18 protein-coding genes are annotated in these 16,375 nt (G+C 58.9%); 2 read left to right on the plus strand and 16 right to left on the minus strand.

Translation table 11 applies throughout. From position 1 onward, the window contains the following. Positions 1-228: 228 nt before the first annotated feature. From K8U03_08570 to K8U03_08605, 8 genes are all read right to left on the minus strand, one after another. A complete protein-coding gene (locus K8U03_08570; GenBank protein MCE9604940.1) occupies positions 229-906 on the minus strand; it encodes a hypothetical protein in 678 nt (225 codons plus the stop codon). Positions 907-909: 3 nt separating this feature from the next. Next, a complete protein-coding gene (locus K8U03_08575) occupies positions 910-1,869 on the minus strand; it encodes a hypothetical protein (protein MCE9604941.1) in 960 nt (319 codons plus the stop codon). 503 nt (positions 1,870-2,372) lie between these two features. Beyond that, positions 2,373-3,050: a hypothetical protein gene (locus tag K8U03_08580; protein MCE9604942.1), complete on the minus strand. Its 678-nt coding sequence runs from the start codon at positions 3,048-3,050 to the stop codon at positions 2,373-2,375. 30 nt (positions 3,051-3,080) lie between these two features. Next, entirely contained in the window at positions 3,081-4,358 is a 1,278-nt protein-coding gene (locus K8U03_08585) for a hypothetical protein (protein MCE9604943.1), read from the minus strand. A 117-nt stretch (positions 4,359-4,475) separates the two neighbouring features. After that, the gene (locus tag K8U03_08590) at positions 4,476-4,769 is read right to left on the minus strand and encodes a YciI family protein (GenBank protein ID MCE9604944.1); all 294 of its coding nucleotides are present in this window, start codon (positions 4,767-4,769) and stop codon (positions 4,476-4,478) included. A gap of 97 nt (positions 4,770-4,866) precedes the next feature. Beyond that, positions 4,867-5,265 carry a hypothetical protein gene (locus K8U03_08595; protein MCE9604945.1) on the minus strand — a complete coding sequence of 133 codons (399 nt, stop codon included), beginning with the start codon at positions 5,263-5,265 and terminating at the stop codon, positions 4,867-4,869. Further along, entirely contained in the window at positions 5,266-5,544 is a 279-nt protein-coding gene (locus K8U03_08600) for a hypothetical protein (GenBank protein ID MCE9604946.1), read from the minus strand. Between the two features lie 136 nt (positions 5,545-5,680). Next, a complete protein-coding gene (locus tag K8U03_08605) occupies positions 5,681-6,853 on the minus strand; it encodes a beta-lactamase family protein (protein ID MCE9604947.1) in 1,173 nt (390 codons plus the stop codon). A 174-nt stretch (positions 6,854-7,027) separates the two neighbouring features. Here K8U03_08605 and K8U03_08610 point away from each other — a divergent pair, with 174 nt between their 5' ends. Beyond that, positions 7,028-8,275, plus strand: coding sequence for a hypothetical protein (locus tag K8U03_08610; GenBank protein MCE9604948.1), 1,248 nt, complete (start codon positions 7,028-7,030; stop codon positions 8,273-8,275). An 11-nt stretch (positions 8,276-8,286) separates the two neighbouring features. Here K8U03_08610 and K8U03_08615 read toward each other — a convergent pair whose 3' ends face one another. Then, positions 8,287-8,736, minus strand: coding sequence for a hypothetical protein (locus K8U03_08615; protein ID MCE9604949.1), 450 nt, complete (start codon positions 8,734-8,736; stop codon positions 8,287-8,289). A 166-nt stretch (positions 8,737-8,902) separates the two neighbouring features. Beyond that, positions 8,903-10,693 carry a cytochrome C peroxidase gene (locus K8U03_08620; protein MCE9604950.1) on the minus strand — a complete coding sequence of 597 codons (1,791 nt, stop codon included), beginning with the start codon at positions 10,691-10,693 and terminating at the stop codon, positions 8,903-8,905. Positions 10,694-10,857: 164 nt separating this feature from the next. Between K8U03_08620 and fbp the strand changes: the two genes are divergently transcribed. Then, on the plus strand, positions 10,858-11,865 hold the full coding sequence (fbp, locus tag K8U03_08625; protein MCE9604951.1) for a class 1 fructose-bisphosphatase: 1,008 nt from the start codon (positions 10,858-10,860) through the stop codon (positions 11,863-11,865). Here fbp and K8U03_08630 read toward each other — a convergent pair. The 6 genes from K8U03_08630 to K8U03_08655 form a co-directional block, all read right to left on the minus strand. Further along, complete coding sequence (locus K8U03_08630; protein MCE9604952.1) at positions 11,862-12,308, minus strand: hypothetical protein; 447 nt, start codon at positions 12,306-12,308, stop codon at positions 11,862-11,864. The genes fbp and K8U03_08630 overlap by 4 nt on opposite strands. Positions 12,309-12,322: 14 nt before the next feature. Further along, complete coding sequence (locus K8U03_08635) at positions 12,323-12,880, minus strand: hypothetical protein (GenBank protein ID MCE9604953.1); 558 nt, start codon at positions 12,878-12,880, stop codon at positions 12,323-12,325. Between the two features lie 2 nt (positions 12,881-12,882). Then, positions 12,883-13,443, minus strand: coding sequence for a hypothetical protein (locus tag K8U03_08640; protein MCE9604954.1), 561 nt, complete (start codon positions 13,441-13,443; stop codon positions 12,883-12,885). A 137-nt stretch (positions 13,444-13,580) separates the two neighbouring features. Continuing rightward, a complete protein-coding gene (locus K8U03_08645; protein MCE9604955.1) occupies positions 13,581-14,696 on the minus strand; it encodes a serine/threonine protein kinase in 1,116 nt (371 codons plus the stop codon). A gap of 165 nt (positions 14,697-14,861) precedes the next feature. Then, positions 14,862-15,845 carry a D-2-hydroxyacid dehydrogenase gene (locus K8U03_08650; GenBank protein MCE9604956.1) on the minus strand — a complete coding sequence of 328 codons (984 nt, stop codon included), beginning with the start codon at positions 15,843-15,845 and terminating at the stop codon, positions 14,862-14,864. A 136-nt stretch (positions 15,846-15,981) separates the two neighbouring features. Beyond that, positions 15,982-16,221: a hypothetical protein gene (locus tag K8U03_08655; GenBank protein MCE9604957.1), complete on the minus strand. Its 240-nt coding sequence runs from the start codon at positions 16,219-16,221 to the stop codon at positions 15,982-15,984. Between the last annotated feature and the right edge of the window lie 154 nt (positions 16,222-16,375).

Below are 16,375 nucleotides of genomic sequence, written 5' to 3' on the forward strand. Positions count from 1 at the left end.
AACCCTTCTCCCCACGGGGAGAAGGTGGCGGCGCAGCCGACGGTTGAGGGCCACCCATGCAAGCTGCATAGAGACCGCATTCAGCAAGAATATCGGGACGGCCCCCGCCAACGCGTTGTCGGATCGAGCAGCGACAAGAGACCCAATTTGCCGGGCACGATACCGAGGCCTCTTGCGCCTACGGCGCACGGACATTTGTCCGTGCTACCCGCGGGGACATTCAAGCACTCAATTCACCCAACTGGACACCGTTTCGTGCAACATCCAGTCGCCGGCCTCCTTTTTCATTATTACAACGCATCCTCCGCCGCTTAACCGGCCGACCCCACTCTCGACGAACACTACGGCGCGATTACCATCCTTGCTAATGCCGGGACGCGATACGCTCGCAGCTTGTTGAGCATACTTATACCGCGACCTGAACAGCTGAGGGTCGATTTCCGACACATGTCTACCGAACTCTCCCGGCTGAGCGACTTGAATTCCTCGCACGTTGATCGTCGGCGGCCACAATCTTTCCTGCTCGTTGGCCGACCGAAATGACTTCCTCAGTTCATCCGGCACGTCGCCGGAATACTCCGGAATATCCAGTATTCTTGTAGCGTTGCTCTCCGCGATTAAGATGACGCTTGCCCAGTCATGGTTCATCGGTGTCGAGTCGACCAGGACTATCTTCTTCATCGCAGCTGTGACGATTTCTACTTCGATGTCCTTAACCGTCGGCGATTCATCGCCGCCCTCATGCTGTTGTGCGCCCACCTTCGCGGTGTCGTCGCCTTTCGTATTGGTCGTCGGCTTGCACCCGGCAAGGCCGAATATCGTAGCGACGATAAGCGTAAACACACGCTTGTCTAATGCCGATCGTTCGCACTGCAGTCGCATTTGCGATGCCTTTCGATTCTTCATGGTTTAGAAATCATAATCTAGTCGCCCAATGGGCAGCTTAGGCATTTTTTCGATCAGATCCTTCTCCGGATACATTTCGCCATTCACAGGGCTAAGCGGATTGGATGGGAGACTTGAGGGCCGCCGCGGATTCTGAAAATGCCGTTTTTCTTGATCTGCAGCAGCTTCATATAGTCTTTCCGCTTTCGTTTTGAAAATTCTCCCCTCTTTCTCTACGTCCGCCTTGGATTTTCCTTCAAGGCAGTTGTACGCACGTTCAGATATCAAAAGAATTTCCTTTATCGCATCTATCTGTTGCAGGAGACTGACATTGTGCTTTAGTTCGTGCCCGTAGAGCCCAGCAATCGTCCACCCTTGCTCCTCAAGATCTTCTCTCACGTTAATTAGGATTTTGAACCGGAAGTCTAGGGTAAACAGGAGCCGGTATGTGCCGGCAGGGCACTCGCAAGGTACGACCTCGTAAGAGACTTTAAATTGGGGATGCGAATGTGATCGGGCCACCTTGCCACGCTTTCCATCAATTGTGCCTCGAATCTCAATCCATGGCGCACCGGCTATAGGATCGGCATTGAGCGTCACGAGTCCAGATGGGTCGACGTAACTAACAGGATTCGAGCCAACGTAGCCGTATAAGTTCTTCATCATGTCGAGCCAACGACCGAACCAGTTGTTGTCGTACAGCACGTCCGGCTCGCCTTCTTGCGGCAACGGATCGCGAGTCGTGAATTGGCCGAGTTCCGCGTGATACATGGCTTCATCCTTGTTGCAAGATTCGATGACTGCTACTGCGCACCGTGCCACCTTCTCGATTGACTGGCGTATCGACATCCCCTGCAGTCGCAGGTGGGCGGATGCCCCGGTACTCGCTGCCCGGCATTTACTTGTGCGTGAAAACATGAGCAGCACGCACATCCGGCGAGATGCCCTCTCGCCTGCGCCAACGGCTTCCGGATCGCCCGACATTGCGAGCAACTACAGAGCGGATAATGTCCGGCAACGCCCTTCGGTCGCGATCCCTCGCGCGCTTCGTCGCAGCTCCGACATCGGCAAGTGTCGCCGTGCGACGCGAGGTAGCCCTAACAACGCGTCGTAAGGCACATAGCGACGAGAGGTCCCAAGTTGCCGGGCACGATATCAAGCCTCTTTCGCCTACGGCGCACGGACATTTGTCCGTGCTACACCGCGTCCGGCGAGATCATGGAACAAACCCTATGTAGTTTTAAGGCATCAATCTGAAAATCGCATTTAGCAAAGTGGCGAGTCCTATAACCAAAATGAGCGCCGCCAATATCCTATATTGTATTTCCTTGACTTTTGACAGGCTGGTCACGATGCACGCTCCGCCCACGAGTACAAGACTTATAACGGACATCAACAATATCGAATAATCGTTTGAGGCGGATGTAATCTGATTTAAAAGGACTCCTGCGGCTACCAATGCGCTTCCTACAATTAGCACTAGCATATTATGGAGCCGTTGTCTGTGTTGATGACGTTATTGGATCAACTGTACTAGTTGTGGTAGGTACGGAAGTGGGACGAGATGTATCACTTGATGAAATTATCGACTTCGGCGTTCCAGGGAATACAGGAACTGCTGTAATCGGAGGCGGTGGCGACAGCTTATAGCCTTTCTGTTCCAGCACTGTTTTAATCGCTTCAAACATTTCCCCGGTCCAGGTACGGCAGTTGCGGTTGCCAATTCGATACTCACGAGGTGGACCGTTTAACCGTTTTTGAAGTATCTTCTGTATAATTGCGTCAACGTCAGCTGGTGTTTTGATATAACGATTTGGATCGATTTGTCCTCCTAAGGATAGGTCTTCGTAAATCACCCCTTCCACTCCATTTCTTAGCGAGAACGAAAAGATCGCGCCGAAACTGTATGACTCATAACGAGCGTTGGGCTTACCAACGGCCAAGCTTAGATGCCCCGCAGGCTCTGCCCCGCTGGATCCCTCGACCCACACGTCATTTCCGTAGGGATCCACGTAATTTAACGGCTTGCTATACGTATAACCATAAAGGTTCTTCATCATGTCGAGCCAACGACCGAACCAGTTGTTATCGTAAAGCACATCCGGCTCGCCTTCTTGCGGCAACGGATCGCGAGTCGTGAATTGGCCGAGTTCCGCGTGATACATGGCTTCATCCTTGTATTTGATGGAAGATCGCTACTGCGCACCGTGCCGCCTTCTCAGTTGTTCGGCGTTCCGACAAGTCATGCAACCGCAGCCGAACGGATGTCCTGGCACTCGTTTCGCCGCCTTCGCTTGTGCTTGACGACATTTAGTGCAAACACAACCAGCCGAATGCCATGGAGCTTGTACCAATGGCTCGCGAATCGTCCGACATTGCAGGCAATTACACTGCGGAAAATGCCCGGCAGCGCCCTTAGGCCGCCGCGATGCCTCGCGCGCCTCGTCGCAATCTAGGCACCGGCAACCGTTCCCGTGCGACGGCATGATGGAGAACGGCATTTCCGGGAGTTGCATCCCGGGCAACTGACCGAGGCGTGTTTGCCGTCCGAGAGCGACGACCGCGTTCATCTCCATGACGTTCTGCTGCAGCCGCCAAATCATCCGGTTCAACGTATTGCGCGGCCGGGGATCGTGCGGGACTAAGCCGCAAGCCCAGCGATAAGCTTGAATGGCTTCGTTGATTCGGCCGTTGTCTTCGAGGCAAGCCGCGCGCGTACCGAGAAACGCCGCGAGCTCTTCTTTCTGCGTCAACGATCGCAAGTAGAGATTCCCTTTCCGCTCGGCCTCGTTCCAAGGCTCCGGCCAAGTGCGGTAATGCTCGTCGGAAAACACGCCGATGCCGTGGCCGTCACCATCGACGTTGAACCGCTCGGGCACGCTGCGTTTCAACCCGAGCGGATCGTCCCAACGAAAGAAGAGATGGCCGCGCGCTTCGACCAGCTTGAGCGGATAGCCGAGGCGTCGACCGACCGCCACGTAAAGCACGGGCATCGAACCGCATGTGCCCCCTGGGCCGTCGATCATGCCGTGAATGAAGAGGTCGCGTGAGTCGCGAAAGACGGGCTCTTGTTTATGGTCTTGCCAAGTCGGATCGACGGCCCGTTCGGGGTTGTACCGAACTCCGCAATCCTCTTGCAACACTTGCAGCATCATCGAGCAACAGAAGAAGCCCGGCGACTCACGGTAAGTTTTCGGCGAAGCTAAGAACCGATACCAGTGACGACGGATTTCGAGATCGACCCGACGTGCGGCATCGTCCAACCAGGCGGAGCACTTGCCGTAGTCTAAATACTCCGCGCCGGGCAAGCCGGTCGCGCACATGAGGTTGATGGCCGCAAGGTCGAGCTTGCCGAGTAAGTCGTCCGGCGCGGCACAAACCTCGGCGAGCGTGGGCGGCGTCGGCGAATCGGTAACGGCCCGAACCGGTTTCGGCTGCGTCGGCGACTGCTTAGCCCGCTTCGACCGAGACATAGAGCCCTCTCGATGAGTTTTTCGAATTCTCCCCTTCTCTAGAGTGGAATGCAACGAAACTTTTTTAAGGATCTCGAAACGTTCGACGTTTGGGGCGAAAACCTGGAAAACCCTCCGTTAGTGAAACGGACGGACCTCGACCGGTGCGCGGCAGGCGACGACGGCCTTGCGGCCCCACTCCAGCGCCTCATTCATGTCGACGGCTTCCAGCACCCAGAACCCGCCCACGTGTTCCTTGGTTTCCAGATACGGCCCGGCCGGGCCGATTACCCGGCCTGCAGCATACAGTCGAACGACCGAACCGAAATTCGACAAACCGCACAAGAATTTTCCGGCCGCGGGTGACCCAGCCAACGCGTGGTCGGGGTCGCGCAGCGACAAGAGGCCCAAGTTGCCGGACGCAATATTGATGCCTCTTGCTCCTAAGGCGCACGGACATTTGCCGGTGCCACCCCGCTGCCTCCACTACGTCCATACGACCACGATAGCGGATCGCTCCACCGCCGGATTAGGTCTTTGGCTCAGCAACATATGTAACGTTGAATCGCAGTCGGTCGATTAACTCGAACGGTGTCTCTTGCTCGACTCGCATTTCTCGGACAGCTTCGAGGCTCTCTGTGGCAGTGCGTGCGCAATACTGCTGCCACGACTCGGAAGTGGAACGAGGCTTAGTCTCCCAATGCCAAACGCCAGGAGGACTGTCGTCAAGGGACGGAATCAAACCATCCCAAGAGTGCTCACCGATGATGAGCCAAACCTCGCCGCCTAATGTCGCACGGCCCGAATCGCGAATCGCATCGAGTACAGGCTCAATGTCTTGGCGGCGCCAAGCAAACTCACCATTGGCTGCGACGAATGCTTTTGCGGCCGTCATTTCAGAAAACGCGCTCATGTCGAATTTGCTCATCTAGCTAAAATCTAACTCTCGACGTAGCCAGGTCTCACGGCGGATGAGATTGGCTTTAATGCCAAGGGTTTTGGCGATGATCCATCGAAAGCGATTCCAGCTACTGCGAGAAACCGGAATATTCGACGCCTTGCACTTCTCACAAATGATTTCGTGAAGTCGTCCGGCAGTCAAATCTCTCTCGCGACTTGCAAATTCGGGTCGCAAGTCGGCGCTTTCTAGACGAACGCCGAACTGCCGTTCAAACTCTAAGAAGACGGAAACAAAGTCAAGACCCATGGTGGCCTACCAGTTCGTCGGCAACTCAATGGCGATAAAATCTGCGGCCGAGTAGGAATGGTACGATGCGATATTTTAGTCTTTGAAATGACTTGCGACAAACCTACTTCCATATCGACGAAGAAGGACTTTCACATCAGTCGGCGCGTGTGATGCCGAGGTCTTCATACAGCGCTTCGAGCAACGGCCGGATGCGGCGCTGGTGTCGCGCTTCGCCGCAAGTGCCGTTGAGCACCAGCGCGACGATCAGCTCATGCTCGACGTCGGCGAAGGCGACCGACGATTGCGAGCCGCTGTGGCCGACGGTCGATTCGCTTGCATGTCGGCCGTAGCCGTAGGCCGCCGTGGCGACTCCGTAGCGCCGGTTGTTCGGAATCGTTCCGAGGCCCCAATCGAGCACCTGCTTAAAGGTTTCGTCGAGCATGCCGACGCGCTGTCGCGCGGTCATCGCCTGCACGCTCGCGGGCGTGAGGATCTGCGTGCCGCGGCGCGTGCCGGAGCCGAGCAGCATTTCGTAGAAGTTCGCGAGTTGGCGCATCGGCCCATGCCCGCTGCCGCCGGGAGCGCAAGCGGTCAGACCGGCCGGAGTGTCGAAGGGGTGCGGCGCGAGCGAAGGGGCGCCGTCGGTGCGGCGCTCGGTGTTGACCAGCGTGCCGAGGCGATCGCCGTAGCCGGCTTGCAGTTCGGCCGAGATACCGAACCAGCAGTCGTGCATCTCCAGCGGCAAAAAAATCTCGCGGCGCACATACTCGGCAAACGAAACCCCGGCGAGCCGCGCGATGATCTCGCCGAGGATGTACCAACTGGTGTAAGGGTGATAGCCGGCCCGCTGGCCGGGAACCCAATCGCGCTCGAGCGGCGCTCGGCAAAGGCGGCGAATGATCTCATTCCACGCATCGCCATCGAATTTGGTCGTCGCGTCGCCGATGTCGATGAAGCGGAAGCCGCAGGTGTGGGTCAGCAGGTGGCGAATCGTCACGTCCGACTTTCCACCACGCACGTAATCGGGCTGCGGATCGAATTCCGGAACGTGCGTGATGACGGGGTCGTCGAGATGCAGCAGGCCGCGCTCTTGCAGTTGCATGATCGCGGCGGCGGCCACCGGCTTCCCGGCCGAAAGCCAGAGCATCAGCGTGTCGGAAGTGAGCGGAACGGCGGCCGTGGCTTCCGTCGGGGGGCGAGAGAACCCGAACGCCCGATCGACGACGACTTCCCCGGCCATTCGGACATGGATTTGAGCCCCGACATGCAGCCCTTCCGCGAGTCCTTTTTCATAGAGCTCGCTGGTTCGCGGAAGAGTCGTGTCCAAGGGGCGGCCCTCCGGAAAAGTGGTGAATCGAGCGGTAGCCGGGTCAATGAAATTGACAACCGCTGCGGCAGTCGCCATACAGTACAAACAACTGTGGTCGAACTCAACAGATTCCTGTGCCACCCTCAGCCGTCTGCTTCGCCCGTCGCACGTCGAAGCCGAGGAGCCGCATACATGCCGCAAGGTCCGGAGTTAGAAGGCTCAGTCCACGACTTGAGCGACGCGCTCGTGTTTTCGGTCGCGACGCGGTGGATGACCGCGCAAGGGGAAGATCAGAAGAAGCTCACGTCGATGATCGCGCTGTGGCTCGTCAAGGAACACTCCAACGAACTGCCGTGGATCGATCTCCGCTGGAACGAAAAGCGACGCATCGATCTGACGCGCTATCGCGTTTATAAGATCGTGCGCGAAGCGGTCGACCGGGGCTTCGTGCAACTCAACCCTCCGCAAGCCGCCAAACGAGCCGCATCGCTCTACGAAAAATATCAGCTCGACGGCCGCTGGAACGAAGTCCGCATCGTCGACGTGACGGAAGACGTCGTCAACGACATGGTCGCGCGGGCCACGGCCGAGATCGCCGTGAGCTTAATTAAAAAGCTCACCGTGCAAAACGCTTTAGCGGCCGAAGAAGCAGGCAAGCCGGCGGGCGAAGCAGAGCCGATCGGCATCGGCCTCGGCGCCGGCTACAGCTCGCTCGCCGTGATCTCGTACCTGGCGAAAATGTTGCGGAGCTTGCCGGCTTATCCGAAGCTGCGCCTGCATGCGCTGACGCCGACGATTCAAGATCCGATGCTCAGCCCGGTGACGTTCTTCCGCTTGTTCGACGTGCCGGACCAGATCGAATTCGTCGACCTGCCGACAGCCGCCACGGTGCCGATGCGCGACTATGCGCGCTTGCAAGTGCAAGACGAAAACATCGAGCGCGCGTTTCAGCTGCGCAACAAAGTGCAACTCATCATCAGCAGCCTCGCCTGGTCGGGCGATCCGCACGGCTTGATGCAGAGTTACCTCAAGCATCATTCGCGCAAGCCGAAAGGCTTAGACGCCAGTCGCTTCGCCGGCGATCTGCAATATCTGCCGTACGATGAGAGCGGGCCGGTGTTGTTTCCGTCGCAAGGCTTGGAAGCAGGAATCGATATAGGAAGCCAAGGAGATAAAGAAAACTGGCGCGCCGTAACGCTTTTCGATTGGCCCGACCTGCTTAACTTTCACGCGGGCAATACACAACCTCAAGACGGACCGCAGCGCTACTTAGTCATTAGCGCGGCCCCTTGCCGCAGATGCAGCCGCAGCAAATGGCGCGCGATTGCACCACTGCTGCGCAAGATGCGATTCTGGACCCATCTCGTCACCGACGATCTGACGGCCCGCGAGCTGATCGACGAGCGCGACTTGCGGCATCCGGTCGAGACGGCAGACTAATCGCGACGAGATTAAACGGTGTCTTGGCTCAGCCGGCGGTTCGTACGTTGCACGGCTTCATTCTCCGCGCGGTTTGCGGCGCGCCGCAGGCGCAGCGTAGCGGCGAGCCCTTGTCGAATATCGTCTTCGGTCAACGCATACGTGGCCGCAGGATATTCGGTGTCGTAGCCGGGCCCCTTCACGACCGCGCTCGGCGTCGAAGCATCCCAACCGACGATCAGCCGGCGAATCGCTTCGTCGTGAGCGGAGTCGAACAACGGGTTGGTGCGGGTCCAATGGATGCGGCTTGCGCGGTCGACCATTTCCCGTTCGGATAGCCAATAGAATAAACAGCCGTTACCGCGACCATCGACGAAGCGCCCATGAATCACACGTCGGCAGCGAAGCGCCTTGCTGAGCGAGCGCAGCCCGGAAGTGGGAATACTCGAGGCGACGAGTAGAAGATCTTGTTCCTTGGTCATGATTAGATTCCTTTATGCTTCACTGTGCGTAGCAGCCGTGCGTAAGAGGCCAAAAAATGTCCACTTCACGCTTTGATCGAAAATCGTTCAGGTTGGTCCGCTACCCTCTCGTTGCGGCAAAGGGCCCTGCCGAACGACCCGAATCGGATGTGCAAGAGGGCTTGATCTACAGACCTTGCAGATAGCGTACCAATGCCCGCAATTCGGCCTCGGAGAGGTCCGCATGCAAGGAATGCCGGTGCAACCGAAATAAGTCGTCCAACGATTTCATTCGGGCATCGTGTAAAAATGCGACCCCTTGCCCGACGCCGCGCAACGACGGCGGATTGAACTTCGCCAAGCCCGCCTCGTCCCGCAGGCCGACGTCGTACGTGGTCTGCGAAGTGAACGTCAACGGCGCTACATGACATTCGCCGCAGCGCTCGGCCGCGAACACCGCTTCGCCGGCGGCGAAGAGTTGCGCGTCGACGACGTCGGACGTTTTCGGCAGCCGCGGCGGCGCGAAAGGGAGCGTGTGTAGATACGCCGTCACGTCGTCCGAGTCGCGCAGCGTATGCTTAGGCGTATGCATCGAAGTGAGGAACGATCGCTCGACCTGATCGCGTAGCTCGCGTAACTCGCCGTTCCAACCCCAGTGATCGGTGAGCGAAGTCCCGAGCAGCGTGAGGATGCGCTTCGGCGTGCCGTAGCTGCCGTCGCCGAACGTATCGGCGAGTCCGCCGCTGGTATGCCCGTCGGTATGACAACTGTGACAACTCATGAACCCGCCGAGCGATTGTCGGCCATCGAAGAAGAGCCGCTCTCCCCGATCGCGCGGCCAAAGCTCGGGCCGAGGTCCGAGCGCGAACGTTGCCGTGGTTCGGTGTTGGGCGAGATCGACGATGCTGAGCGTGTCGTCGAGCGTATCGGCGACGTAAAGCAACTGCTTCGTGGGATCAAGCAGCGCGGCGGTCGGCCGCGCTCCGACATCGACGCGTGCGACCGCGCGCCCATCGGCAGCGACGATCGCAACCTGCTGCGTTCCGGCTAAGAGCACGACCGAACGGCCGTCAGCCAGGAGAAACACATCGTCGGGATCAGCCGCGCCGATGTTTTTAGCTTCCGTAACATCTCCATCGAGACGAACCGGCGTTCCGGACAATTCCAGCGACGACGTCGAGAAGCGCCCCAAGAGGTTCGCGGCGAGTTTTCCTGCGCGAAGATTTTCCACGGTCGTCGGCAGGCGCTCGGCAGGACGTTGGTAAGACACGAGCAGTTCGTTCCGCCGCAGGTCGAGGGAGAGGCCGCGAATGTTTCGGCCGTCGAGCGTCCGTTCGATAGTGATCAAGCCCTTGCGCAGATCGATGACGGCGATGCGACCTCCGAACGCATCGGCCACGACGACACCGACACCGTCGGGCAGCAGCAAGAGTTCACGCGGCGCGAATGGGAGCGCATGCGAGCGAACGACGTGCGGGCCACCTGTCGCATCTAGTTCGACAACATCAAGCCGCCGCGACCAGCGACCGGCAACAAGCGCCGTTCGCCCATCATCGCCGACGATCACGCGTTGAGGATCGTCGGCGACGCGCGTGCGGCCGATGATCCTTACGCCGGTTCGTTGTATTTTCAGCAGGAGCAGCTCATGCGTTTTGTCGTCGAGCGCGACGAACGTATCGGAATCGCCCGTATCAGAGTCGCCGGCACGTTTCAAATCGGTCAGTCGCGAGGCGATTTCGGTTTCGCCGACGACCAGCTTTCGCTCGACGTCGACGAGCGAGATCGAGCCGGTGCGCGCATTCGCCACGGCCAGCAACCGGCCCGACTCGACCCAGGCGAGTGCGATCGGTTTGCGGAAGCGGGCCGCCGGTGACGACGCTTCCTTCGGCTGCCGCGCTTCGTCGGAGGTGCCGCTGGACGCCGCGATGGCAACCATCGCCGCGATCACGACCAGCAGCCTGTTTCGATACCTCGTCATGCTTTTCGACCTCGCACGCATCGGACGGCGACGGCCTTCCGGAGCCCGATTGTATCGTCGGAGAAAAGTCCAAGCGAAAGTGCGGAAAGACGATTAGAATGACGGGCCGGACACGCCCCGGTTCGCTGCATCGCTCGCCCCTACTTCTCGTTCTCGAAATCCCTATGGTCGACCGCGACAATACGATCGTAACGTTCGAACAACATACGCTGGAAGAACAAAAACGGCATCCCGGAGCGAGCGGCACGTTCGCTTGGCTCCTCTCGGGCATCACGCTCGCCACGAAGATCATCCAGGCCAAGGTTCGCCGAGCCGGCTTGACCGACGTGCTCGGCGAGGCCGGCGAGACCAACGTGCAAGGGGAGAGCCAGCAGAAACTGGACATCTTCGCCAACAACGTGTTGATCCATTACCTGAGCTTGCGCGACAACGTCGGCATCTTAGCTTCCGAAGAAAACGAACGGCCGTTTATTCTCAAGCAGTCGGCCGATGCGAAGTATATCGTCGTCTTCGATCCGCTCGACGGCTCGTCGAACATCGACGTGAACGTTTCCGTCGGCACGACGTTCTCCATTCTCCGTCGGCCGCACGACCCTTACGATCGCGACGATTCCGCCGACATTCTTCAGCCGGGCTACAAGCAAGTCGCCGGCGGCTACGTGCTTTACGGCTCGAGCACGATGCTCGTCTATTCGACCGGTAGCGGAGTTCACGGCTTCACGCTCGATCCGGCGATCGGGGCGTATGTGTTGAGCCATGAAAACATTCGGATGCCCGAGCAAGGGAAGTGGTACTCGGTGAACGAAGCGCATCTCGATTCGTTTCCGAAGGCCTATCAAAAGTTCGTCGCCGGCCTGCGGAGCGGAGTGCTCGGCAAGCGCTACGCTTCGCGCTACATCGGATCGATGGTCGCCGACGTCCATCGGACGCTGCTCAAAGGGGGTGTGTTCATGTATCCGCCGACGATGGACAACCCGCGCGGCAAGCTGCGTCTGATGTACGAAGCCAACCCGATCGCGTTCCTCATGGAACAAGCCGGCGGCAAAGCGCTGTGCGGCGGCAAGCGCGTGCTGGAGATCGTGCCCGAAGGAATCCACGACCGGACGGCGATCATCTGCGGCGGCACGAAAGAGATGGAATACTTCGAGCAGTGCGTAGCGGAAGAAAGCTAGGCTCGCGTAATAATTTGCTCGGCCGGAACGGGCACCTCGACCATTTTGGGCGCGCGGCGCATCTGCATGTAGGCCTCTTCTCCCATCCGATACGCAGCCACGGCGACGACAACCGCCAGAGCGAGCGAAATCCCGAGGAACCAGACATTCGTCGCGCGACCTTCACGGTAGGGATACCAGATCAACAGCGAGAGCAACGCCACGGCCGACGGCAACGTAACTAAGAGTCCGCCGAGGATGACGAATAGTTGCAAGATGCCGAACCAATAGTCGGGAGCAACGAGTATCGACCCGAACAGCAGAGCCGCCACGATCGCGATCGCCGGGAGCCAAAGAATTCGATACGCATCCGTGCCGCGCGATTTGCGAACGAGGTCGCGAAGCCCGAACGAAAAGACGATCGCCGCAAATAGCAGCACGCCGGCGATTATGTAAAACACCATGCGTCGTAGTGAGCTCAGCTGGGAGATCGTGCGGCCGCGGAGCGCGGCGAGCGAAACAACAGCCCGGTCAGCGGCTTCGCCGCGAAGACGCACACCAGCGACACCACGAACGACACGCCGGCAAATATCGCTTGAGTTTCGACTTCCGGATACTTTGTGAAGTAAACCTCCGGGGATTCATGCATCAATTCCGACATCGCGATCGCTCGGTGCCACTCTTGAAACAACGCCCGCACGGAGATGGCTAGCTCCCAAGTGCCGTAGGCGAATACGACGGCGACGAAGCACTCGAGCCCAACCCGCCGATGGCCGGAAGCCAGGGGCTCCGGCAACCGCACGACGAACTCGGCGCGACGATGCAAATAGATCGCAGTTCCCAAGACGATGATTCCGGGTACCAGAACTTGCAGAACCCAAATCGCTTGCCCGAACCGAGAAAGTCCGAATGCCGACTCAGTGCCGAAAACGGCGCACACCGAAATCAGAGATACGGTGATCCAGTACAGCGCGATGAAGTTCAGCACGCGACCGTAGAGGCGCAGACCCAACAGGGCCCAATCTTGAGAAGTCATCGTTACGACACCTCGTCTTGCGAGGCATCCACGATCGCACTGCGCCCGGTCGCAGCCAGTCGGCGCGCGGCGAAGCGCGATAGCGAATCGGAGCCGAAGATCAACCACAATCCGAAGCCCAGCCTCACGGCATGAGACAGAAAGAATTCGGCGACATCAGGCCCGACTTCGTTGTTATCGTGGGGCAACGATTGTGCGATTTGCACGATGTATGCCAGCGAGCTGCAGAGAGGCGAAACGGTCAACACCAGCCCGATCGATGCGCAGCCGACCGACCAAAGTTGTTGCTCGTTCAACTCGATCCGTGCAACGTCGCCGGTATCGTCCTTGAACGTATCGGCCGCGTACTTCACGGAGTGAACTCGTATCCACGCCGCCGCGATCAACCAACCAAGCGCCGTCAGGATCGTGACGTCATGGTACTCGACGTGATACCAGAATCGCCCGTGGCCGTAGTCGGCGAGGATCGAGCCGATCACCGGGCACAACATCGCCACGGCATAGGCGACGAGCGCGACGGCCAATAAGCGATACGCTAAGACGGCGATTTCGCGACGGGTCACAGCAAAGACTCATAGGCTCAAGGAGACGATTCGTCCGAGACGACGAAGAGCCTAATCTTGCCGACGAGCCGCCGCAAGGAAAACCTGGCGGTGCTCCGGTGCGTATCGGTCGCGGCACGCGGAACCTGCCTACGACGTTAAAACTTCGCGTCGCCTAAGTCTCTCAGCCAGCCGCGGATTTCGTTTTCGTATTCGCTCGACAAGTCTCCTTTGACGAGTTGCCGTTGGAAGCCCGCGGCTCCTTCTTTCATCACGTCGGCGGCTTCGGCCGTCGGGAAGCGGCGCATCGGGTCGGCGGCGATGAGGCCGCGAATCAAATTCGTGAGCAGCTCGTTGCAAGTCACTTCGCGCGGCAAGCGCTCGTGCAAGCGCTGCGGCAACGACCGCTTCGCTTCCAGCAGTTCCGCGTAGTTCTTGATTCCGGCAAACGGCGGCGAGCCCGAGAGCATTTCGACGAGCACGTAGCCGAGGCTGCAAAGATCGGAGCGTTCGTTTTGCACGGCCCCTTCGAGCACTTCCGGCGCGGCATACGGAGGCGTACAGGCGCGGCGCATGGGGGGTTCCATCAGGTCGAACGCCGAGCCGATGTCGATGATCTTCGAGTTGCCGGTCCGCTTGAGCATGATGTTCGACGGCTTCACATCGCCATGCACGATCTTCGCGCGGTGTAGCGCGTTGAGCGCCGCGAGGCATTCGCGCAGCACGGCGATCGCGATCCCCGGCTTGAGCCGCGCTTGCGTCGGGCCCGACGTGACGATGACGTTGTTGATGTAGTTCCAACGCGGAGCATCGAGATTCTTCTTGAGCACGGCGAGCATGTCGTGCGAGAGGAGCCGGCTGAGGTCGAACCCGTCGACCCATTCCATCTCCATGATCCGGATGCCGCTCCGCTCGACGAAGTTGTGCACGTCGAGGAGATTGTCTTGCTGGATCTGCGCAACCCGCGCGGCGACGTGCGCCATCCGCGCCATGCCGTCTTCATAAGCTTGCGGCGTCGAATAAGGCTCGGGCGAAAAGATCTTCATCGCAACCGGGAGCGTGAACTTATCGGTGCCGCGCCGTTCGCTGAGATACACCACTCCCTGACCGCCGGCCCCGAGCATCTGAATGAAGTGGTGATGCTCGGTCCAAGTAACGCGCTGCTCGGAGATGAGGGCCCGATAGCGTTCGAGCGATTTCTCATCGCACGGAGGATGCGGCTCGGCGCCGTCGTGGGGAGAGGTGAACGAAGAAATCTGGAACGTCGTATTCATGTCTTCCCAAGCGGGGACGCGGTGCAAACAGGTTCGGGCAAACCGTTCTAAGTTCGTGGTTCTTCGTGGTCGCTAACGCAGATGCTATCCACTAACGCGGATCGGAATCTTGCTTGCAAACCAAGAACCAAGAACTACGAACAGCCCACCATGAACTCTTCCATGTTAAGCGTCGGCGGTGCGCGGCGTCCAGGCGGGAAAGCCGAGCCGCTTGTCTACTAGATTCACAAGCGGCCGATTCGCTAAGCGACGACGAAGATTTTCGCAGAAGAAATCGGTCATGTCGTCGATGCGCCACTTGCTCTGACCACCGACATGCGGGGTGATGATCACGTTCGGTAAGCTCCAGAGCGGGCTTTCTTGCGGCAACGGTTCGATTTCCGTGACGTCGGTGGCAAAGCCCGCGAGGCGACCTGCTTGCAGTGCCGCGACGAGATCTTTTTCGACGACGAGTTTTCCGCGTGCCACGTTGACGAGGACTGCATTCACCTTCATCGTCGAAATCGTGCGCGCGTCGAGCATTCCGCGCGTCTGCTCGGTGAGCGGAGCCGCGAGGATAAGGATGTCGGCCCGCGCGATCAATTCTTCGTTGCGCGCGGCCGGCCACAGCTCGTCGACCGTGTCGGGCTTGTCGGTCGGGAACCAATCGGTGGCGATGATCGTACCCTTGTAAGGTCGGAGAACTTCGGCGAGCCGGCGACCGTTGCCGCCGAAGCCGATGATGCCGATCGTCGCACGGTGCAGATCGCGCGTCGGGCGGCGAATGAACTCGCGGTTTTGTTGGGCCCGAAAAAACGTCGGCAAGTTGCGCAGCAAGCCGGCGAGGAGCGCCATGGTTTGCTCGGCGACTTGATCTGCCAGCACGCCCGAGGCGCTGGTGACCGTGATCTCGTCGGCCGCGACGACCTCGGGAGCCAAGCAATGATCGAGCCCTGCCGCCGACGATTGGATCCACCGCAGCCGGCCGCGGCGAACCACTTCGCGCCACTCTATGGGCCGCTCCTTCGAGTGGCCGCAGTAGATATCGGCATCGAGGATCTTTTCAGGGATGTTCTGCTGACTCGCCTCGACGATCTCGGCCTCCGGCACGACGGCCTGAATCTGCGCCACATGTTTCGGTTCGACGGGATAGCAGAGGACGATACGCATGGGCGGGATGGAACGAGGAGAAGATGGTTATCTGAAGACCGCACGGGGCAAGTTTTGCGAGGCTAGCGTAGCACCGGCATTCGGTGTTTGCCAAGGCTCCGATGGCCGATGTATTCGTAATCCATGATTTGAAGTTCTATCGAACCCCCAACGGCCTTACAGCTAAACGCCGGCGAATCGCTTCGTCTCGTAAATCGAAATGGTAATGAATTCCGCGAGAGCCGAAGATCAAGCCGATGACGGCACCGAATGCAGCCACATAGGGCGAAGCATCTGTGATCGCATCGAGGCGATCGAGCAACACGCAGCTCACCACGAGATAGACCGAGAATAAAACTCCGCCGATAAGAGCGCCTGTCAACAACGACAAAAACACAGCCGGCAGATCTCGGTATTTTCTTCTCGTGAGATCGGTTAGCACGATCAGCGTGAGTCAGCTTTTGACAAGCGCTGAAAATAACTGCAGAGGCGATAACGTCAGGCTCATTAGAAGAAAACCGAAAGGCAAGTCATAGTTGTCATACACGGCA

The organism is Planctomycetia bacterium, from assembly GCA_021413845.1.
Taxonomy (GTDB): Bacteria; Planctomycetota; Planctomycetia; order Pirellulales; family PNKZ01; genus PNKZ01.

Excerpts from the sequence above, each read along its gene's own strand:
- K8U03_08570 (MCE9604940.1), bottom strand. The coding sequence starts at position 906 with ATGAAGAATCGAAAGGCATCGCAAATGCGACTGCAGTGCGAACGATCG.
- K8U03_08575 (MCE9604941.1), bottom strand. The coding sequence starts at position 1,869 with ATGTCGGGCGATCCGGAAGCCGTTGGCGCAGGCGAGAGGGCATCTCGC.
- K8U03_08580 (MCE9604942.1), bottom strand. The coding sequence starts at position 3,050 with ATGTATCACGCGGAACTCGGCCAATTCACGACTCGCGATCCGTTGCCG.
- K8U03_08585 (MCE9604943.1), bottom strand. The coding sequence starts at position 4,358 with ATGTCTCGGTCGAAGCGGGCTAAGCAGTCGCCGACGCAGCCGAAACCG.
- K8U03_08595 (MCE9604945.1), bottom strand. The coding sequence starts at position 5,265 with ATGAGCAAATTCGACATGAGCGCGTTTTCTGAAATGACGGCCGCAAAA.
- K8U03_08600 (MCE9604946.1), bottom strand. The coding sequence starts at position 5,544 with ATGGGTCTTGACTTTGTTTCCGTCTTCTTAGAGTTTGAACGGCAGTTC.
- K8U03_08610 (MCE9604948.1), top strand. The coding sequence starts at position 7,028 with ATGCCGCAAGGTCCGGAGTTAGAAGGCTCAGTCCACGACTTGAGCGAC.
- K8U03_08615 (MCE9604949.1), bottom strand. The coding sequence starts at position 8,736 with ATGACCAAGGAACAAGATCTTCTACTCGTCGCCTCGAGTATTCCCACT.
- K8U03_08620 (MCE9604950.1), bottom strand. The coding sequence starts at position 10,693 with ATGACGAGGTATCGAAACAGGCTGCTGGTCGTGATCGCGGCGATGGTT.
- fbp (MCE9604951.1), top strand. The coding sequence starts at position 10,858 with ATGGTCGACCGCGACAATACGATCGTAACGTTCGAACAACATACGCTG.
- K8U03_08630 (MCE9604952.1), bottom strand. The coding sequence starts at position 12,308 with ATGGTGTTTTACATAATCGCCGGCGTGCTGCTATTTGCGGCGATCGTC.
- K8U03_08635 (MCE9604953.1), bottom strand. The coding sequence starts at position 12,880 with ATGACTTCTCAAGATTGGGCCCTGTTGGGTCTGCGCCTCTACGGTCGC.
- K8U03_08645 (MCE9604955.1), bottom strand. The coding sequence starts at position 14,696 with ATGAATACGACGTTCCAGATTTCTTCGTTCACCTCTCCCCACGACGGC.
- K8U03_08650 (MCE9604956.1), bottom strand. The coding sequence starts at position 15,845 with ATGCGTATCGTCCTCTGCTATCCCGTCGAACCGAAACATGTGGCGCAG.